17 protein-coding genes are annotated in these 19,765 nt (G+C 70.1%); 5 read left to right on the top strand and 12 right to left on the bottom strand.

The features are described 5' to 3' along the window. Positions 1–32 precede the first annotated feature (32 nt). From O3Q52_RS13785 to O3Q52_RS13750, 8 genes are all read right to left on the bottom strand, one after another. Entirely contained in the window at positions 33–674 is a 642-nt protein-coding gene (locus O3Q52_RS13785) for a superoxide dismutase (RefSeq protein WP_269649061.1), read from the bottom strand. Between the two features lie 180 nt (positions 675–854). Continuing rightward, the gene (locus O3Q52_RS13780) at positions 855–2,261 is read right to left on the bottom strand and encodes an amino acid permease (RefSeq protein WP_269649060.1); all 1,407 of its coding nucleotides are present in this window, start codon (positions 2,259–2,261) and stop codon (positions 855–857) included. 120 nt (positions 2,262–2,381) lie between these two features. After that, positions 2,382–3,293: a TauD/TfdA family dioxygenase gene (locus tag O3Q52_RS13775; RefSeq protein ID WP_269649059.1), complete on the bottom strand. Its 912-nt coding sequence runs from the start codon at positions 3,291–3,293 to the stop codon at positions 2,382–2,384. A gap of 33 nt (positions 3,294–3,326) precedes the next feature. Next, positions 3,327–4,673, bottom strand: coding sequence for an LLM class flavin-dependent oxidoreductase (locus O3Q52_RS13770; protein ID WP_269649058.1), 1,347 nt, complete (start codon positions 4,671–4,673; stop codon positions 3,327–3,329). Then, positions 4,670–5,503, bottom strand: coding sequence for an ABC transporter ATP-binding protein (locus tag O3Q52_RS13765; RefSeq protein WP_269649057.1), 834 nt, complete (start codon positions 5,501–5,503; stop codon positions 4,670–4,672). Before O3Q52_RS13765 ends, O3Q52_RS13770 begins: the two co-directional genes overlap by 4 nt. Then, a complete protein-coding gene (locus tag O3Q52_RS13760) occupies positions 5,479–6,366 on the bottom strand; it encodes an ABC transporter permease (RefSeq protein ID WP_269649055.1) in 888 nt (295 codons plus the stop codon). The genes O3Q52_RS13765 and O3Q52_RS13760 overlap by 25 nt, the downstream gene beginning before the upstream one ends. Then, positions 6,363–7,430: an ABC transporter substrate-binding protein gene (locus O3Q52_RS13755; protein WP_269649054.1), complete on the bottom strand. Its 1,068-nt coding sequence runs from the start codon at positions 7,428–7,430 to the stop codon at positions 6,363–6,365. The genes O3Q52_RS13760 and O3Q52_RS13755 overlap by 4 nt, the downstream gene beginning before the upstream one ends. A gap of 327 nt (positions 7,431–7,757) precedes the next feature. Then, complete coding sequence (locus O3Q52_RS13750) at positions 7,758–9,035, bottom strand: ROK family transcriptional regulator (protein ID WP_269649053.1); 1,278 nt, start codon at positions 9,033–9,035, stop codon at positions 7,758–7,760. Between the two features lie 583 nt (positions 9,036–9,618). Between O3Q52_RS13750 and O3Q52_RS13745 the strand changes: the two genes are divergently transcribed. Continuing rightward, a complete protein-coding gene (locus O3Q52_RS13745; protein ID WP_269649052.1) occupies positions 9,619–10,200 on the top strand; it encodes a biotin transporter BioY in 582 nt (193 codons plus the stop codon). Here O3Q52_RS13745 and O3Q52_RS13740 read toward each other — a convergent pair. Together O3Q52_RS13740 and O3Q52_RS13735 are read right to left on the bottom strand one after the other, a co-directional pair. Further along, positions 10,184–10,255 carry a hypothetical protein gene (locus O3Q52_RS13740; protein ID WP_269649074.1) on the bottom strand — a complete coding sequence of 24 codons (72 nt, stop codon included), beginning with the start codon at positions 10,253–10,255 and terminating at the stop codon, positions 10,184–10,186. The two genes, O3Q52_RS13745 and O3Q52_RS13740, sit on opposite strands and share 17 nt — an antisense overlap. 84 nt (positions 10,256–10,339) lie before the next feature. After that, the gene (locus tag O3Q52_RS13735; protein WP_269649073.1) at positions 10,340–11,092 is read right to left on the bottom strand and encodes a hypothetical protein; all 753 of its coding nucleotides are present in this window, start codon (positions 11,090–11,092) and stop codon (positions 10,340–10,342) included. Positions 11,093–11,287: 195 nt separating this feature from the next. Between O3Q52_RS13735 and O3Q52_RS13730 the strand changes: the two genes are divergently transcribed. Further along, positions 11,288–13,735 (top strand): protein kinase, encoded by a 2,448-nt coding sequence (locus O3Q52_RS13730; RefSeq protein WP_332112904.1) that lies wholly within the window; start codon positions 11,288–11,290, stop codon positions 13,733–13,735. A gap of 95 nt (positions 13,736–13,830) precedes the next feature. Here O3Q52_RS13730 and O3Q52_RS13725 read toward each other — a convergent pair whose 3' ends face one another. Continuing rightward, a complete protein-coding gene (locus tag O3Q52_RS13725) occupies positions 13,831–15,306 on the bottom strand; it encodes an amino acid permease (RefSeq protein WP_269649051.1) in 1,476 nt (491 codons plus the stop codon). Positions 15,307–15,626: 320 nt separating this feature from the next. On the opposite strand from O3Q52_RS13725, the gene O3Q52_RS13720 reads away from it, so the two are divergent. Both O3Q52_RS13720 and O3Q52_RS13715 read left to right on the top strand, forming a co-directional pair. Beyond that, on the top strand, positions 15,627–16,112 hold the full coding sequence (locus O3Q52_RS13720; RefSeq protein WP_055618209.1) for a ribose-5-phosphate isomerase: 486 nt from the start codon (positions 15,627–15,629) through the stop codon (positions 16,110–16,112). A gap of 175 nt (positions 16,113–16,287) precedes the next feature. Beyond that, positions 16,288–17,097 (top strand): Fpg/Nei family DNA glycosylase, encoded by an 810-nt coding sequence (locus O3Q52_RS13715; RefSeq protein ID WP_269649050.1) that lies wholly within the window; start codon positions 16,288–16,290, stop codon positions 17,095–17,097. A 56-nt stretch (positions 17,098–17,153) separates the two neighbouring features. On the opposite strand, the gene O3Q52_RS13710 is transcribed toward O3Q52_RS13715, so the two are convergent. Next, positions 17,154–18,389 carry a GNAT family N-acetyltransferase gene (locus O3Q52_RS13710; protein ID WP_269649049.1) on the bottom strand — a complete coding sequence of 412 codons (1,236 nt, stop codon included), beginning with the start codon at positions 18,387–18,389 and terminating at the stop codon, positions 17,154–17,156. Positions 18,390–18,575: 186 nt separating this feature from the next. Here O3Q52_RS13710 and O3Q52_RS13705 point away from each other — a divergent pair, with 186 nt between their 5' ends. After that, positions 18,576–19,757, top strand: coding sequence for a PP2C family protein-serine/threonine phosphatase (locus O3Q52_RS13705; RefSeq protein ID WP_189837844.1), 1,182 nt, complete (start codon positions 18,576–18,578; stop codon positions 19,755–19,757). Positions 19,758–19,765 lie beyond the last annotated feature (8 nt).

Below are 19,765 nucleotides of genomic sequence, written 5' to 3'. Positions count from 1 at the left end.
GGCCGCCCTCGGGGGGGCGGGGTGAGGCAGGTTCAGCGTGCGAGCAGCAACACGTCCGCGCGGGACTTGGCGGCCTCGTAACGGCGTGCCACGTCCTGCCAGTTGACGACCTGCCACATGGCGTCGATGAAGTCGACCTTCTGGTTCCTGTACTGGAGGTAGAAGGCGTGCTCCCAGGCGTCGAAGACCAGGATCGGCACCGAGCCCTGGCCGACGTTGCCCTGGTGGTCGTAGATCTGCTCGACGACCAGACGGCCGCTGAGCGGCTCGTACGCGAGTACGCCCCAGCCGGAGCCCTGAGTCGTCGCGGAGGCCTTCGTCAGCTGGGCCTTGAACGCGCCGAACGAACCGAACGACTCGGTGATCGCGTCGGCGAGCTCGCCCACCCCGTCGGCGGCGAGGGGCTCACCGCCGCCCTCGCCCGTCATGTTGTGCCAGTAGATGCTGTGCAGGATGTGCCCGGAGAGGTGGAAGGCGAGGTTCTTCTCCAGCCCGTTGACCGAGCCCCACGACTCCTTGTCCCGCGCCTCGGCGAGCTGGTCCAGGGTGTCGTTCGCCCCCTTCACGTACGCCGCGTGGTGCTTGTCGTGGTGCAGTTCGATGATCTCGGGGCTGATCACGGGGGCGAGCGCGGAGTAGTCGTACGGCAGCTCGGGAAGTGTGTAGACGGCCATGCCAGGTCCTCTCCGACCTCTTATTGCAAAGTACTTGCAAGTGCACGCTAGCAGCAAGAGGGCCCTCTCGCGAGGGCCCTCCGGTTGTTGCGTGGTCTTGCAGGTGCGGATGCGTTGTGGCTGGTCGCGCAGTTCCCCGCGCCCCTGAACGGGCTGCGCCCGTAACGGGTCGCGGCCCGCTCAGTTGCGTGCCCGCTGCCAGGCGTAGCCCACCGCTGCCAGGGTCACCGTCATCCCGCCCGTCGAGTACAACTGCACCCGTGTGTCCGGCTCCCGGGCCATCAGGACGAAGATCGCCAGCATGCCCGCCAGGGCTGCCCAGGTCAGTACAGGGAACGCCCACATGCGTACGGCCAGCTTCTCCGGGGCCTCGCGTTCCAGGGTGCGGCGGAGTCGGAGCTGGGAGGCCGCGATGAAGATCCAGACGACCAGGATCACCGCGCCGATCATGTTCAGCAGCCAGGGGAAGACGTCGTCGGGGCGCCAGTAGCTCAGCAGGACGCAGACGAAGCCGAAGACGGAGGAAGCGAGAACGGCGGTCCGGGGGACGCCTCCCGACACCCGGCCGAGAGCCTTCGGTCCCTGCCCCCGCTGCACCAGCGAGTACGCGATGCGCGAGGAGCCGTAGATGTTGGCGTTCATCGCCGAGAGCAGGGCGACCAGCACGACCACGTTCATGAGCTGGCCCGCGCCGGGGATGTCCAGATGGTCGAGGGTGGCGACGTACGGGCCCTTCTCGACGACCGCCTTCGAGTCCCACGGGACGAGCGTGACGATGACCGCCATCGAGCCGATGTAGAAGAGCGCGATGCGCCACATCGCGGTGCGCACGGCGCTCGCGACACCCCGCACCGGGTCCTGCGACTCGGCCGCCGCGATGGTGACGGTCTCCAGACCGCCGTACGCGAAGACGGAGGCGAGCAGACCGATGACGAGCCCTTCGCTGCCGTTGGGCAGGAAGCCTCCCTCGCCGGTGAGGTTCGTGAGGCCGGGGGAGTCCGAGCCCGGCAGGACGCCGGCGATCGCCAGCACGCCGAGTACCAGGAACAGCGTGATCGCGCCCACCTTCAGTGCGGCGAACCAGAACTCGAACTCGCCGAAGTTCTTCACGGCGGCCAGGTTCGCGGCACAGAAGACGACCATGAAGAGGGCCACCCAGGCCCACTCCGGCGTGCCCGGCAGCCAGCCCGTCACGATCTTCGCGGCGCCGATGCCCTCCAGGCCGACGGCCGTGCAGAGCAGCACCCAGAACGACCAGCCGGCGGTGAACCCCGCCCACGGCCCGATCGCCCGCTCGGCGTGCGCCGAGAAGGAACCGGAGGACGGATACGCGGCCGACATCTCGCCGAGCATCCGCATCACCAGCATGACGAGCAGACCGGAGACGGCGTACGCGACGACGATCGACGGGCCGGCGGCCGCGATGCCGGCACCGGAGCCGACGAACAGGCCCGCGCCGATCACCCCGCCGAGGGCGATCATCGACAGATGGCGCTGCTTGAGGCCGTGCGAGAGCGAGACGTCCGCGTCGGAGGTGCCGGGAGGGCCGGGAGTGCCGGGCGCGGGGTCGTGGGTGGTACGGGACATGGGTGCGGGTGGTCCCTTGCGTGCGAGGGCAAAAACGCCCACAGTCTGGGCAGCCCCTCCGCCCGCACGGAGGGGCCGCCCACTATGTGGACGCGCTCGACGCGGAGTGTGAGGTTCCGATTACGCGGCCGTCGGGTACGTGGCGACCGACGTGTAGTGCGAAGCGTCCCCCTGGATCGAGTAGCTCTCCTTGCCCTCGATGCCGACCGGTACGTCACCGGCGACCGTCACCCGGTTCAGGCGGCGCGGCAGGCCGTCGTAGTTGTCGATGGCGTAGTGCTGGGTGATGCGGTTGTCGAAGAGGACGAGCTGGTTCGGGGACCAGCGGTGGCGCAGGACGTTCTCGGGCCGGATGACGTACGCCTGGAGCAGGTCGAGGACCTTGCGGGACTCGCTCACCGACAGGCCGACGATCCGCTGCGCGAAGCCGCCGATGAACAGCCCGCGCTCACCGGTCAGCGGGTGGACGCGGACGACGGGGTGGGCGGTGCGGTACTTGATGGACGTGAACCGGGCGCGCTGGGCGGCCTGTTCCTCGTCCACCTCCTCCTCGGGCACGGCGTAGTCGTAGTCGTTGGTGTGCTCGGCCCACAGGGTGTCGGCGAGCAGCCGGAGCGGTTCGGGCAGGTTGCGGTAGGCGGCGGCCGAACTGGCGATCAGGGTCTCGCCCCCGTACGGCGGAATCGTGATGCTGCGCAGGGTGCTGGCCTGCGGCGGGTTGAGGACGAACGTGACGTCGGTGTGCCAGTTGTTGGCGGCACGGCCGCGCTCGCTGTCGACGGGCAGCACGTTCGGGGCGCCCTCGACGGCGGGCACGGTGGGGTGGGCGGTGGTCAGGTCGCCGAAGTGACGGGCGAAGGCCTGCTGTCCCTCGTCGTCGAGGTTCACGTCGTCGAAGACCAGAGCCTTGTGGACGTTGAGTGCGTCGCGCAGCGCGGTGACGGTCTCCTGGTCGAGCGGCTCGGAGATGTCGACGCCGGATATCTGGGCGCCGATCCTCGCGGTGACCTTGCGGATCTCGATGTCGGACATGGGGTTCCTTTCGAAGCGGAGCCGGGATCGGGCTCAGACTCGGGCGAGTGCGGGGGCGGTGACGTACTGGTTGGCGGGGCGCGGGAGTCCGTATCTCTCACGCAGCGTCTGCCGCGGGCCGTACTCCTCGCGGAGCAGACCGCGGGCGCGCAGGAGCGGGACGACGTGGTCGACGAAGGCGTCGAGGCCGGACGGCAGGACCGCGGGCATGATGTTGAAACCGTCGGCGGCGCCGCGCGTGAACCACGTCTCGATGGCGTCGGCGATCTGCTCGGGCGTCCCGGCGAAGGTGAGGTGGCCGCGCCCGCCGCCGAGGCGCCCGATCAGATGCCGCACGGTGAGGCGTTCGCGCCGGGCCAGCTCCACCACGAGCGTGTAGCGGCTCTTGGCGCCCTCGATGACGCTCTCCGGAGGCAGGTCGGAGGGGAGTTCGGCATCCAACTCCAGCGTTCCTGACGGCAGTTGGAGCAGGGCTTCCAGGCGGCCCACGCCGTGCGCGTACACGATGTGGTCCTCCAGGACCTGTTCGGCCGCCAGCGCCTCGGCCTCCGTCGAACCGATGACGGGGACGATGCCGGGCAGCACCTTGATGTGGTCGGGGTCCCGACCGGCCGCCGCCGTACGGGACTTGAGGTCGGCGTGGAAGGCCTGCGCGTCCTCGATCGTCTGCTGGGCGGTGAACACGGCCTCCGCGTACCGGGCGGCGAACTCCTTGCCGTCCTCGGACGAGCCCGCCTGCACGAGGAGCGGGTAACCCTGCGGGGTGCGCGGCACGTTGAGGGCGCCCTCGACGCTGAAGTAACGGCCCTTGTGCCGGGCGGGGTGGACTCTCGTGTCGTCGCCCCAGACACCGGCCGCCTTGTCGGCGACGATCGCGTCGTCCTCCCAGCTGTCCCAGAGCTTCAGGGCCACGTCGAGGAACTCGGCGGCACGGGCGTACCGCTCGGCGTGCGCGGGCTCCGCGTCGAGACCGAAGTTGCGGGCTGCCTCGGCACCCGCCGTGGTGACGATGTTCCAGCCCGCCCGGCCGCCGCTGATGATGTCGAGCGAGGCGAACTTGCGGGCCAGGTTGTAGGGCGAGTTGTAGGAGGTGGAGGCGGTGGCGATCAGGCCGATGTGCTCGGTGGCCGTCGCCAGCGCGGTGAGCAGGGTGAGCGGCTCCAGGGCGCCGGCCGGCCGCTGGGCGAGGTTGCCCCACAGCTGCGGTCCGTCGGCGAGGAAGAGCGAGTCGAAGGTCCCGCGTTCGGCGATACGGGCCAGGTGGACGTAGTGGCCGAGTTCCACATGGGCGTACGGATCGCTCTCCGGGAGCCGCCATGAGGCCTCGTGGTGACCGGTGTTCATGAGGAAGGCGTTGAGGTGCAGTCTGCGCTCGGTCACTTGGGGTCCTCCGCGTGCTCGTGGTGCTGGGGGCGGTCGTCGGCCCTGTCGGCCCTGTCGGTCCCGTCGGCCCCGTCGGTTCCGTCGGACCCGTGGTGGTCGTGGTGCTCCGTGACGCCGAGGGCGGTGAGGAGCCGCTCGCGGTACTCGCCGAGCAGCGGGTCGCGGTACGAGCGGGGGTGCGGGCGGTCGATGGTCAGGTCGAGGCCGATCCGGCCCTCGTCGAGCACGAGCACCCGGTCGGCCAGCACGATCGCCTCGTCCACGTCGTGGGTGACGAGCAGGACGGAGGGCCGGTGGCGCTCCCACAGCTCGCGCAGCAGGGTGTGCATACGGATCCGGGTGAGCGCGTCCAGCGCGCCGAACGGCTCGTCGGCCAGCAGGAGTTCGGGCTCGCGGACGAGGGAGCGGGCCAGGGCGGCACGCTGTGCCTCGCCGCCGGACAGCTCGTTGGGCCAGGCCCGTTCGCGGCCCGCGAGACCCACCTCGGCGAGGGCGGCACGACCCCTCTGCTCGGCCTCCTTGCCGTCGAGGCCGAGCAGGACGTTGTCGAGGACGCGCTGCCAGGGCAGCAGCCGGGAGTCCTGGAAGACCACGGACACCCTTGACGGGGCGGTGAGTTGACCGCTTCCCGCGACCTCGTGGTCGAGTCCCGCGACCGCCCGCAGCAGGGTGCTCTTGCCGGAGCCGCTGTGCCCGAGCAGCGCGGTGAACTGTCCGGCGGGAAGGTCGAGATCGATGCCGTCGAGGACGGTCCTTCCGTCGAACGACCTTGTCAGGCCCCGGAGTTGGACGGCGGGACGGGTCAGCTGCTCAGCGTGCGGCGCCATGACAGCACCCTCCGTTCGATCAGACGGACCGCGCTGTCGGAGATCAGGCCGAAGATGCCGTAGACGACCAGGCCGACGAGGATGACGTCCGTCTGGCCGTAGTTCTGGGCCTGGAACATCATGTAGCCGAGTCCGCTGGTGGCGTTGATCTGCTCCAGCACGACCAGGCCCAGCCAGGAGCCGGTCACTCCGAGCCGCAGCCCGACGAAGAAGCCGGGCAGTGCGCCCGGGATGACGATCCGCCGGATGAAGGCGTACCTCGACAGGCCCTGTACCTCGGCGAGTTCGACGAAGCGGCTGTCGATGCCGGACAGCGCGGCGTGCGTGTTCAGGTAGATCGGGATGTAGACGACGATCGCGATGATCGCGACCTTGAAGGTCTCGCCGATGCCCAGCCAGAGAATGAACAGCGGGATCAGACCGAGGGTCGGGATCGCCCGGTTGAGCTGCACCGACCCGTCGATCAGCGCCTCGCCTGTCCGGCTGAGCCCGGAGGCCAGCGCGAGCGCGATGCCCGCCGTGAGGCCGATCGCGAAGCCGGAGCCGGCGCGTTGCAGCGAGGTCAGGATGTCGGTGGGCAGTGTCCCGTCGGTCCACAGCTGGACGCCGGTCTCCAGCACCGTCCAGGGCGCCGGAATCGCACCCGGATCGAGCTGCCCGGCGGCGGAGGCGGCGGCCCAGAGCGCGAGCAGCAGGGCCGGGCCGAGGAAGCGGGTGGCGGGCAGCCGCTTGCCGGGGGAGAGCCGGCGCCGCCTGCGGACCTGGGGATTCTCCACGGTGGCCGCGAGGGGCGTGGTGGCGGCCGTGGCGCCGGTCGCAGTTGCGGCAGTGGTTGCGGTAGTGGTCGTGGTCACGGCGCTCACCTCCGGTACTCCGCCGGTACGGACTTCGCCGCGATGCCCTCGAAGCGCCGGTCGAAGAGGGAGCCGACCTTGAACCCCTTCACGAAGCCGCCCTCCGCCAGCAGGTCGGCGGTCTCCTGCTCCCACTTCACCGCTTCGTCCCAACTCGGCGGGAACAGCGGCTTGTTGGCGAGCTCGGTGATCGACCGTGCCTGCGCGAGCGTGAGGTTCTGCGTCTTCACGTAGAACTCCTCGTTCCAGGCGTCGGGGTGCTCGTACGCCCACACCGCGCCCTTCGCCCAGCGCGGGATGTACGCGGCGACGGCGGCGGCCTTCGCGGGGTCGGCGAGCACGGAGGTGGGCGCCCACAGCAGGTTCAGCAGGTCCACGACGTCCGTGGTGATGACATGGGCGCCCTTGGACCCGTACTGCTTGAGGTACGCCGGTGACTGGGCGTTGGCGAGCGGGGCGATGTCCACCTGGCCCGCCTGGAGTGCGGTGAGGAACTGGTTGCTGGTCAGCGGCACCAGATCGACGTCGTCGTAGGCCAGCCCGGCCTGCTTCAACGCCCGCAGCAGTACGACCCCCTGCGCCTGCCCCTGCGAGAAGGCGAGCTTCTTGCCCTTGAAGCCCTGGACGTCCTGGATGTCGCTGCCGGGCTTGGTGGCGAAGAGGTAGTTGGGCTTGCGGGTGACGTTGATCGCGACGATCTTCGCGTCGAAGCCCTGGTAGTGCGCCTGGATGGGCGGGATGCCCGCGTTGTTGCCGACGTCCAGGGCCTTGGCGCGGAAGGCGTTGATGACATCGGGCCCGGCGCCGAGGTTCGGCCAGTCGGCCACCTTGAACGGCAGGTCGGACAGGCCCGCGAGCTTGAACTGCAGCTGCTGGACGCCCTGGTAGGAGGCGATCCTCAGGCTCGTGCCGGACGGGACCTTGTCCGCCAGCGGGGCGGACGTGGACCCCTTGACCCCGGTGTCGGCGGCGCTGCTGCCCGCGCAGCCGCTGAGCCCGGCCGCGGCGGCGGCCCCGAGCAGGGACGAGAGGAAGAGACGTCGGTCGACACCGGAGGCGGACGGAGGTGGCATGGGAGGACTCCCTGAATTCATCGGGGCAGGCAGATGCGCGGCATTCCGGACAACTCCGGGCAGGGTGAAGCCGGGAACGCGGAAGGTGCGCAGGGGTGGGCACACGTGGAGGCACACGCGGAGGGCGTGGCGGTGGTGGCACAGGACGCCGGCGGATCGGCGAAGAACGCGGACGGACCGGCGGGTGAAGAACGCCCGTGGATCGTCGTCAGTGCGTCAACGCGTCAGCGGCAACAGGTCGACGCGTCAGCAACAGAAAGTGCGACAGCTCATGGGCACGATGCTCCTGGCCAGGCACAAGGCCTGTCAACATTCGGATTTTCTGAATTAAATCGGCCCCGGTGAGGAGCCCGAGGAACTGCTCGACGGCGTGCTGGACGGCATGCTCAGTGGATCCCGGTAGAGCACGTCCAGGGCCACCGAACCGCCGGCCACGGCGAGCACGGAGTCCGGAAAACTGGTCGGCACGACGGCCGCCGCCCGGTCAGGCCCGACCTCCTCGCGCAGGGCGGCGAGGCAGTCCTCCCGGTGGACGGCGCCCATCTCCGTGACGACGACCGTGTCCGGGTTGAGCACGTCGAGCAGGAGCCCCGCCGCACGGCCGACCATCCGGGCGCGGTGCAGCAGCAGACGTACGGCGACGGGGTCGCCGTCGGCCGCGGCGGCGAGGACGTGCATGGGGTCGGAGGTCCGGACGACCCCGGCCTCGCGCGCCCTCCTGCACAGGGTCCGCTCGCTCAACTCGGCCTGCAGGCAGCCGGTCCGGCCGCAGTCGCAGCGTTCCGTGCCGCCCGCGAGCGGGAGATGGGCGATCGCGCCGGACTGGGAACGGGGGCCGTGGTGGACCTCGTCGTGGGTGGCGAAGGCGGCGTCCACGACGTTCCCGACGAAGAGGTGCAGCAGGCTGCGGCCGCCGCCGGCGGTCCGCCCGAAGAGCCGCTCTCCGTTGACCAGGGCTCGCGCATGCCCGTCCACGTGCACGGGCAGGCCGGTGAGCGCGTGGATCACCTCGCGCGCGCGGACGTCCCGCCAGCCGAGGAGCGGGTGTTCGACGATCGTCCCGGAGTCCCGGTCCACCCAGCCGCCGGTGGCCACGCCGACACCGAGGGGGACGCGGTCGGGGGCGGCCGCGAGCAGGGCGCGCAGCCCGGAGGAGGCGTCGGCCAGTACCTGGGCGGGGGCAGGGGGCGGGGCCTGTTGGTCGCTTTCCCCGCCCTCCTCCCCGTGGTTCAGGCGGCGTTCGGCGACGACACGGCCGCGCAGGTCCAGGAGGGCGACGGTCGTGTACGGCACCGCCACGTGCACGCCGCCGACCACGAACCGGGAGTCGTCCAGGTCGACCGGTACGTGGGGGCGGCCGACTCCGTTCGACCGCCGGAGTGTTGCGGCCTCCTGGATCAGGCCGAGTGCGGTGAGGCGGTTGCAGTGGTCGGTGACCGATGCCGGGGAGAGTCCGGTCAGCCGGGCGATGGTGCTGCGGGCGACCGGGCCGTGCGCCAGCACCGACCGCAGGATGGCGCTGGCGCTGGTACGCCGGCGGTCGCTGTCGACGGCTCGGCGGGTGGGAACGGGAAGGGGAGCGGGTGCGAGGGAGGAGAGAGGCATGGAGGACTTCCTCGGGAACTGGGTCCGACACTGCGCCGACGTCTGCTGTCTTGTCTCGTCTCGGCGAGCCGGATGAATCCCCTCCGCGCCCGCCTCAGCGGTGGCGACAGGTGGCCGTGCCCTGGCGTCGCAGATCGACATAGCGACGCGACGCGAAGTTCCTGGCTTGGGCGACCATGGGGTGAAGGGTAGGTGGTGGGTGGCCTGTCCGGCCAGGGGCGCTTTTCTTCGCCCCCGGACCCCCACTGAAAACCAGCCTCTCCGGCGTTTCAGGAGCGGGGGTTTGGGGGCGGAGCCCCCAAGTAAGTGACGGGAATGGGTAGGGGCGGCGGGGGCGAGAACCCTTTGGCGGGGGCGAGAACCCTTTGGCGGGACCCTACAGACGGCGTCAGCCACCACCCCGTCGGGAACCCCACCCCACCTCAGTGACCAGCATCACGCCCCCACGGGTGTACACCACACTCTTTGTAAGAGGTCCACCACACACCGGATCCCCCCTTTGTCGACCGCTGACGGTGCTACCCCCAACACCCCTGGGATAGCGTCACCGTGTCCCGAACTGCCCACACCCGCCGGAGCCCCCATGACCACCGCCGTCGCCCCCACCCGCCCGGGCCAGGTAATCGCCGACCTGCTCCCCGCCTCCCGTGTAAGGGACGCCGCACTCGTGGCAGGCGGCGCCGCGCTCACGGGCCTCGCGGCCCAGATAGCGGTCCCGGTCCCGGGCTCCCCGGTCCCGGTGACGGGCCAGACCTTCGCGGCCCTCCTCGTGGGCACCGCACTCGGCACCGGCCGAGGCCTCGCCTCCCTCGCGATCTACGCGCTGATGGGCCTGGCAGGCGTCCCGTGGTTCGCGGAGGGCGGCTCCGGCGCCAGCGTGTCCTTCGGCTACATCCTCGGCATGCTGCTCGCGGCCACCGTCGTGGGCGCCCTCGCCCGCCGCGGCGCCGACCGCTCGGTCGTACGCATGGCCGGCACGATGCTCCTGGGCGAGGCGATCATCTACGCGATCGGCGTCCCGTACCTGGCGCTCGCCGCCGACATGACGCTGACCCAGGCCATCGCGGCCGGCCTCACCCCGTTCATCCTCGGCGACGCGCTCAAGGCCGCCCTCGCGATGGGCGTGCTGCCCACCGCCTGGAAGTTCGTCAAGCGCGAGGGCTGACGGCCACGTCGTAGTTCCTGCGGAAGAGGTTCGCCGGGTCGTACACCGACTTCAGCCCGGCGAGCCTCTTGTGCGTTCCGGAGTCGTACAGCCCCTCGGCGCCGTACGCGTACCTGTCGTGCTGTGGGGATCGGGGGCCCTACGACCCGCTCCGCTGAGGCCGCCGCTGCGTCCACCACAGGCCCGCCGCGCCCGCGGAGATCAGCGCCGCGCCGACCGCGCCGAGCGGCAGGATCCGGTCGGCCGGACCGGTCTTGGGCAGTTCCTTGCCGCCCGACTTGTTGCCGCCGGCCTTGTCGCTGCCCGGGGTGACCGGGCTGTTGTCGGTGCCGAGCAGGAGCGGTGTGGCCGGTGCGTTCGGCGACGGGTTGTTGGCGCCGAAGGGAACCGGGCCCTGCTGCCAGAACGTCTTCGTGCCGTCGGCGTCCTGGACGGGCAGGCAGATCTTGCCCTCCTTCTTCAGATCGAAGGTCGCGTCCACGGCGTACGACTTCGACTTGCCGGCCGCGAGATTGTCGATGGCACATGCGAAGCCACTGTTCGAACCTTCGGGGAGGTCTTTCTCGGCGATTTCCGCACAGCCCTCGACACCCTTGACCGAGAGGCCGTCAAAACCGACCACAAGCAGTCGGATTGCGCCGCTGTCCTTCGTCCCCCCGTTCTTTACCGTGGCGGTAATCGCCGTTTCCTGTGAGCTGTTGTCGACCTCGATCTTCTCGGGCAGCAGCGTCGTCAGCTCGACACCCGAGGGTGCTTTGTCAACGGCCTTTCCCCCCTTGCCGCTCATCGGCCCTTGGTCGTCCGCACCGGCGGAGAAGGAAAAGATCATCACTGCCGAGAAAGATGCAGTGAGCAGCGATCCTGTGGCGATCGTCATGCGACGAGAACTCATGTTCGTCCCCCTTGTATCCCCCTGACTGCGCCTGAATTCGCAGTCTTTGAAGTGGTACCACAAGATTTCTCCCCACTATGCTGGTGTGGCACGAAGTTGTGACCATTGTGCTTCTTTGCGGTTCTTCTGTGGCGGGTGTTGAAGGGGGGCATGGGGGTGCCGGAAATAACGAGGGGCGGTATTCCGGGATTGCTGGTGACGGGCCGTTACCGGCTGGCCGAGAGCATTGGTCAGGGGGGAATGGGACGGGTGTGGCGGGCCGTCGACGAAATCCTCGACCGACAGGTCGCCGTCAAGGAAATGCGCATAGACGGCATGGACCAGGAGGACACCCGGACCCGCCGCGAACGCACCCTGCGCGAGGCCAGGGCCACGGCCCGGATCGACCACCCCAACGTCGTGCGCGTGTACGACGTGGTGGACCAGGGCGAACGGCTGTGGATCGTGATGGAACTGGTCGACGGCCGCTCCCTGGACAGGGTCCTGACGGAGGACGGGCCGCTGAGCCCGCGCGGCACGGCACGGATCGGGCTCGGACTGGTCGCCGCGCTCGGCCAGGTGCACGCGGGGGGCGTGCTGCACCGGGACATCAAGCCCGCCAACGTCCTGGTCGAGCGGCGCGCGGGCCGGGTCGTCCTCACCGACTTCGGCATCGCCGCGATCCAGGACGCCGAGGCGCTGACGATGGCGGGGATGCTGGTCGGCTCCCCCGACTACATGGCACCCGAGCGGGTCTCCGGCCGCCCCCAGGGCCCACCGTCCGACCTCTGGTCCCTCGGCGCCACCCTCTGCGCGGCCCTCGGCGGCCGCTCCCCCTTCTCCCGCGCGACCACCCTCGCCACCCTGCACGCCGTGCTGTACGAAGAGCCGGAGATCCCGTCCGCGGCGGGGGAGTTGAGAGAGGTCCTGTCGGCCCTCCTGCTCAAGGACCCGTCGATGCGGCCGGGCTTGGAGGAACTGGCGGAGATCCTCGGGCCGGTGGCGGACGGGAGTACGGGGGCCTCCGCGCCGCCGGGTGCGACGGCCGGGCCGGCTACGGCGGTTGGGCAGGGCGGGGCGGTCGGTCCGGAGCGGGCTGAGCCGACTGGGCCGACCGAGCCGGTTCGGCCGGCCGGCCTGGGGGAGGGGGAGCGGACCACTCCGGGAGTGGCGGCGGAGCCCGGAACGGGAACGGGAACAGGAGGGGGCGAGGGAGAGGGAGCGGGTTCTGAATTCGGTCCGGCTTCGGCGCCCCATCCAGGACCCGGGTCCGAGTCCGGGGCCGGGCCTGAATCCGGGTCCGGGCCGGAATCCGGGGCGCGATCGGGAGCCGTAGCGGCGGCCGCCCGTACGGCCGAGTCCTCACCCGGTGTCGCCGGTCAGGCACCACCGGAGTCCCAAGCGGCGGCCCCGGCACCACCGGTCGAACCTCCGCCGCCGACCGAACGTCCGACACCTCTGTTCCTGCGGATCCCTGCCCTGGAGCCGCCGCCCGCCATACCGCCGACGACGGGCGGGGGCGAGGGTGATCCGAGGCTCACGGAGCCGGTGGAGGACGCGGTACCGGTACGGCGTACGCCGACGATGAGGAGCGCGACCGAATCCGAGGAGGCGGCCGGTCCCGCCGCTGTCGCCGCCCCAGCCCCAACCTCAACTCCAACCCCGGCCCCAACCTCAACTCCAACTCCAACCCCGGCTCCGACGCCGGCTCCGGAGGAACCCGCCCCCCAACCGCTCCCCACAGAGCCCACCGGGCCTGCGGGTCCCACCACCCCCACCGGCCCCACACCCCCCGACCCCGAGAACGCGTCCTCGGAAGCCCCGCCCGAGGGCACTCCCGAGATCCCCTCCGCGGGAGCGGCTCCGGCACCCGGATACGCCTTCCACGCGTCCGGCATCCGGCCGGAGCGGACAGAGGCGCCAGTGCAGGCGGCCAACGGGAACAACGCGCTCCCCACAAGGCCCCGGTCCGCCCCGATGCCGCCGGGCGAACCGCTCGGACCCGCCGTGCCGTCCGACCCGCGCCGGAGCCGGACCTGGAGCCGGAACCGCAAGGGAGCCGTGGCCGTCGCGGGTGTGGTCGTCGCCGGTGTCGTAGCCGCCCTGGTGATCCCGGCGCTCGGTGGATCCCCCGACGACAAGGACAAGGCCTCTCCCCCCTCTTCCTCCTCGTCCGCCTCCACAGGCGGCACTCCGACCACCCCGCCGCCCACGGTCGCGGGCACCGCACGGCCGCCCACCCTCCCGGAGGGCTCCCGTACGGAGGCGGGCATGTACGCGTGGGTCCCGCCCGAGGGGTGGGAACGGGTGGTGCAGAGCGGCGCCGAGGTCCACTACAGCTCCCCGGACCGCAAACAGGAGATCCTCGCCAACGCGGCTCCGGCCCGGGGCGGCCTGATGGACCAGTGGACGAAGACGGAGAAGGACACCAGCAAGGGGCTCGACTACCAGCGGATCCGGCTGGAGGAGACCACGTTCCGCGACGCGCCCGCGGTCGTCTGGGAGTACACGGTCACGGCCAAGGGACTGCCCTGGCACGCCCGGCTGCTCGGCTTCAACGCGGACGGCAAGTACTACGAGATCACGACCTGGTACCGCCCGGACGTCGAGGACCGCGCACTCCCGGTCTACGAGGAGGTCAGGGACAGCTTCACGCCCCTGTGACCCACGGACCGAAGACACGACGACGCCTCCGTGGAGAGTCCCACGGAGGCGTCGTACGGAGAACGGATCAGGCGGTCGAGCGAGCGAGCGAGCCGTCAGACCGTGGCGGAGTCCTGCTCCTCCTGGAGCGCGGCCTTGGCCTTCCCGCGCCGCACCTTCTCCAGTACCAGCGCGATGCCGACGACGACGGCAGCCACAAGAAGCGACAGCAGTACGGTCTGGCGGCCGTCGTGCTCGGTGTCGGTGAGCATGTAGCCGAGGACGAAGACGATCAGCGCGATCGTCGCGTACGTCAGATACGGGTACAGCCACATCCGCACGACCAGCTTCTCCGGCGTCTCGCGCTCGATGATCTTCCGCATCCGCAGCTGCGAGAGGCAGATGACGAGCCAGACGAACAGGGCGACCGCGCCGGAGGAGTTGACCAGGAAGAGGAAGACCGAGTCGGGGAACTCGTAGTTGAAGAACACCGCGACGAAGCCGAAGACGACCGAGGCGATGATCGCCGTCATCGGCACACCACGGCTGGTCGTACGGGCGAAGGCCTTCGGCGCGTCACCGCGCCGGCCGAGCGAGAAGGCCATGCGGGAGGCCGTGTAGAGGCCGGAGTTGAGACAGGACAGTACGGACGTCAGCACGATGAACTTCATGATCTCGCCGGCGTTCGGGATGCCGAGCGAGTTCAGGGCGGCGACGTACGAGCCGTCCTTCTGGATGGCGTCCGAGTTCCAGGGCAGCAGCGTGACCACGACGAAGATCGAGCCGAGGTAGAAGACGCCGATCCGCCAGATGATGCTGTTGGTGGACTTGGTCACCGCGCGCTGCGGGTTCTCCGACTCGCCCGCCGCGAGGGTGGCGATCTCGCTGCCCATGAAGGAGAAGACGACGAGCAGGATGCCGGTGAGGATCGCGCCCGGCCCGTTCGGCAGGAACCCTCCGTGGTCGGTGAGGTTCCCGAGCCCTGCCGTGTCGCTGTCGACACCCGGCAGTACGCCGAAGACCGCGAGCCCGCCGATGACGATGAACGCGCCGATCGCGACGACCTTGATCCCGGCGAACCAGAACTCGAACTCGCCGTACGAGCCGACGGAGACCAGGTTCGTCGCGGTCAGGACGACCATGACGATGAGCGCCCAGCCCCACTGCGGTACGGCGGGGATCCAGCTCTCCAGGATCACGGCACCCGCGGTCGCCTCGATCGCGAGCACGACGACCCAGAAGAACCAGTACAGCCAGCCGATCGAGAACCCGGCCCACCGGCCGAGCGCCCGGTCCGCGTGCGCGGAGAACGAACCCGAGGTCGGGTTCGCTGCGGACATCTCGCCGAGCATCCGCATCACGAGGACGACCATCGTGCCGACGAGGGCGTACGACAGGAGGATGCCGGGGCCCGCGGTGGCGATACCGGAGCTGGAGCCGACGAACAGGCCGGCGCCGATGACTCCGCCGATGGCGATCATCGAGAGATGACGGTTCTTGAGCCCGGCCTGGAGACCGGCGTCGGATCCTCCGGGTTCTCCGGGTCCGTCGGGGCCGTTTCCGGCCTTCGTCATAGTCGGCTGCGAGGTCATAGGACGGTGTTCCTTTGCGCCGGGGACTGTGGGGGAGGGGACTGAGTGGGGGGACTACGAGCCACCGCGGATACTGCGGATACCGCGGATTTCCTACGGGGAGTCCGTACGAGCGGTGTACGGGCGATGCACACGAGGTGCACGAGCCGGTCCAGTGAATCCCAGGCGAATGGATTCGTGAACCTTTGAATCCAGATCGTTACTTGAGGTTTCCTTGAGGTTCTGTAGTGTTGCTCACACTTTTCCGTCATGCGACTCAGCGCATTTCGTGCGCCTGCCCCGACGGGGCCGATCGGAAACCGGCGTGTCACACTCGGACCATGCGCGTGTATCTCGGCTCCGACCATGCCGGTTTCGAACTCAAGAACCACCTCGTCGAGTGGCTCAGGGCGGCCGGGCACGAGCCCGTCGACTGCGGGCCCCTCATCTATGACGCCCAGGACGACTACCCGCCGTTCTGCCTCCGCGCCGCGGAGCGCACGGCGGCCGACCCGGGCTCGCTGGGCATCGTGATCGGCGGCTCGGGCAACGGGGAGCAGATCGCGGCGAACAAGGTCGAGGGTGTGCGGGCCGCGCTCGCGTGGAGCGAGCAGACCGCGGCGCTCGGGCGGGAGCACAACGACGCCAACGTGGTGGCTGTCGGTGCGCGGATGCACACCGAGGAGGAGGCGACCAAGTTCGTCGAGATCTTCCTCGGCACCCCGTTCTCCGGCGACGAGCGCCACATCCGCCGCATCGACATGCTGTCGACGTACGAGACGACGGGCACCCTCCCGGAAATCCCGGCCCACCACCCGCAGGGCTAGCAGGGGCTGAAGACTGCGCAGTTCCCCGCGCCCCTTTTAGGGGCGCGGGGAACTGCGCGACCAGCCACGACGAACCCGCACGTACGGGGGTCCGGGGGTGGAGTCCCCGGTTTCGGGAAGGGGTGGGGCTGGGGAAGAGAAACCGCTCGTACCGCAACCCGACCAGGAGGCCCCCGTGCCCGAAGGGCACACCATTCATCGGCTGGCCGAGGACTACCTCGCCGGGTTCGGCGGGCGCAGGGCGCACGTCACCAGCCCCCAGGGCAAGTTCGCAGACGCGGCAGCCCTCCTGAACGGCACGGAACTGACCACGGCGGAAGCCCACGGCAAACACCTCTTCCTCCGCTTCGAGTCCGAGGACTGGATCCACATCCACCTCGGCCTCTTCGGCAAAGTGAACTTCGGCACCACTCCCGCACCCCCACCCACGGACACGGTCCGCCTGAGACTCGCGAACGACACCACGTACGTGGACCTCCGCGGCCCGACCACCTGCACGCTGATCACGGACACGGAGAAGCAGGCGGTACACGCCCGCCTGGGCCCGGACCCCCTGCGCGAGGACGCGGAACCGGCCCGCGCGTACAGCCGTGTCTCCCGCAGCCGTACGGCGATCGCCGCCCTCCTCATGGACCAGAAGATCATCGCGGGCGTGGGCAACGTCTACCGCGCCGAGGTCCTCTTCCGGCATGGCATCGACCCGTACAGGGCGGGCAAGGGCATCACGCAGGCCGAGTGGGACGCGATCTGGGCGGACCTGGTCGCGCTCATGCGCGAGGGCGTCCGCAACAACCGCATCGACACCGTCCGCCCGGAGCACGAACCGGAGGCGATGGGCCGCCCGCCGCGCAAGGACGACCACGGCGGCGAGGTCTACGTGTACCGCAGGGCCAACCTGCCCTGCCTCATCTGTGGCGGCGAGATCCGCACCGCCGATCTCGCCGCCCGTAACCTCTTCTGGTGCCCGACCTGCCAGAAAGCCTGAAAGCCGTCAGACCTGACAGCGGGCTGACCCGAAACGGATCAAACAGCTCAAACGGCTCAGAAGCCGTGCGGCAGCCACGGTGCCACGACAGAGGAGAAGCCGAGCGAGGCCTCCGCGAGGGCGCCCTGGCGCAGCTCCCGCACCCGCCCCGCCGCGGCGAGCGAGGCGAGGGACACGCCACCGAGATAGGCCGAACCCAACTCCCGTACGGACAGGGTGAGATCGGCCGCGTCGGCCGTCCGCGCGCAGGACGCCCCCTTCGCGTCACCCGTGAGCCGCCAACGCCCCTCGTTCCAGGGGCAGAAGGCGTCCTCGACCTCGAACACGACGTCCACAGGCGCCTGGTACGTCCGTGCCTCCAGCGCCGCGCCGATGTCGACGAGCCGTACGTACAGCGAGTCCCGGAGCGACACACCGCACCGCCGGACGTCGGAGACCAGATGCTGCCAGGCGTCGTCGACGGGACGGCTGTGTGCCTTCACCGTCGACGTCAGGTCGATGCCGAAGAGGTGCTGCCACAGCGCCGCGTACGCGGCCGGGTCGAGCGCCTCCAGGTCGCGCAGCTCGACGGCGCCCTTGGGGCCGGCCAGGTCCCAGTCCGGCTTGTTGAAGTACCGGGCGTAGCCCACGACTTCGCCGTCCCGCTCCGCAAGCACGCACTGCAGCGGCGAGGTGCCCTTGCGGTCGCTCTCCGGGTCGAGCAGCGGCAGCCGCTCCCAGCCGGGCCTGCGCTCCAGCATCCCGGGCCTGGCCGCCGCCTGACGCGCGTACACGGCCTCGCAGGCGTCGCGTACGGCCGGTGCGTCCGGCGCCACGAGCCGCAGCCGTACGTCGTCCGTGCCCTCCGGCACCGACAGCCGTACCCGGGACGTGTCGATCTCGGCGCGCAGTTGGTGTGTCGCCACGCCGTAGCCGAACCGGCCGTAGATGACCGGCTCGGACGCTGTGAGCACGGCGAGCGACTCGCCCCAGGACCGTACGTCGTCCAGCTGGCGCCGCATCATCGACCGCAGCACACCGCGCCTGCGGTGTGTGGAGGAGACGCTCACCATCGTGACGCCGGCCGCCTGCACGGCGGCGCCGCCCGGGACGGTGACCCGGAACGTGAACGCCCCGGCCGTGCCCACACAGTCGTCGCCGTCCCAGGCGCCGACGAACCTGTCGTGTTCCGTGAGGTCGCTCCACAGCGATCTCTCCTCGGGGGATTCCGCGACCCCGCCGAACGCGAGCTCCAGGTTCCCGTACCACTTGTCCCAGTCGTCCGGGCGCAGCACGCGCAGTTCTGTCGTCATGTCCTCATGCCTACCAGGGCAATCCGGGATGAGCGACTGTATTTCTCCCCGCCCGGCGATGACGGGTCCGCATCCGGCCGTACGCTCTGCGAGGGTCGGAATTCCCTGTGACTTCCGTCCCCGGACGGGGGACAAGTGGGACCTCCCGTGCCAAGCACCTGGTCCGATGGATAGGGTCCCGAACTAATGGCAGCAGGACGAGAGCGGCGCGCTGAAGCCGATACGTTCACGGCCCGGTTGAAGAAGCAGGTTCACCGGGTCCGCACCGGCCTGCGCAGATCCGCTGTCGACTACTTCCGCGGCGACGGTTCCGACTGGGTCGCGCTCGCCGGTCTGCTGCTGACCATTCCCGTGATCGCCTGCCTCACACTCATGAACTCGGTCTGGTGCTCGCCGGCGCTGCTGGTCCTGCCGATCGTCGCCGGCGGGCTGCTGCTGCGGCCGTCGAGTCTGCTCGGGCTGTACGCCGCGGCCGCCACCGCGCTGATCGTGGAGTCCGTGAAACTCGGGCCGTACACGGAGGGGCCGTCCCGGGTGACGCCCGGGATCGTGCTGGTCGTGGCCGCGTGCGGGTTCTTCGGGCTGCTGATCGCCCAGTTCCGCAGCCGGGTGGGTGTGCCGTGGCGGCGGGGCGGGACCATGCTGTTCGACCTCCGCGAGCGGATCCGGGTGCAGAGCAAGTTGCCGAAGCTGCCGATGGGTTGGCATCGGGAGATGGCCCTGCGGCCGGCCGGCGGGCAGTCGTTCTCCGGAGACTTCGTCGTCGCTGCCCGTACGAACGGGGGCCGCACGCTTGAGGTTGTCCTGACGGACGTCTCCGGCAAGGGGATGGACGCGGGGTCGCGTGCGCTGCTGTTGTCCGGGGCGTTCGGAGGGCTGCTGGGGTCCTTGCCGCCGCACGCCTTCCTGCCCGCGGCGAACGGGTACTTGCTCCGGCAGGACTGGGACGAGGGGTTCGCCACGTCGATCCATCTGGTCCTGGACCTGGACTCGGGCGACTACGAGTTGTTCTCGGCCGGGCATCCGCCGGGGCTTCAGCTCAGCGCGGGGAGTGGGCGCTGGGAGGAGAAGGCCGCGGAGGGGCCGTTGCTGGGGGTGTACGACGGGGCCCAGTTCGACCCCGTGAAGGGTTCGCTGCGGCCTGGAGATGTCCTGATGCTCTTCACGGACGGACTGGTGGAGACATCCGACCGGGACATCGTCGAGGGCATCGACCGCCTCACCGGCGAGGCCGACCGGTATGTGGCCGGGGGCTTCCACGGCGCCGCCTGGCACCTCATCGAGGCCGTCGCGAAGGACGTGAACGATGACCGGGCGCTGTTGCTGATCTGCCGCGAGGGGGCGACGACGGGGCCGGCGACGGTCTGAGTTGTTCG

It is taken from the genome of Streptomyces sp. ActVer, assembly GCF_027270795.1.
GTDB lineage: Bacteria > Actinomycetota > Actinomycetes > Streptomycetales > Streptomycetaceae > Streptomyces > Streptomyces umbrinus_A.
The sequence above is the reverse complement of the archived record's forward strand: the minus strand, read 5'-3'. Positions and strand labels throughout refer to the sequence as shown.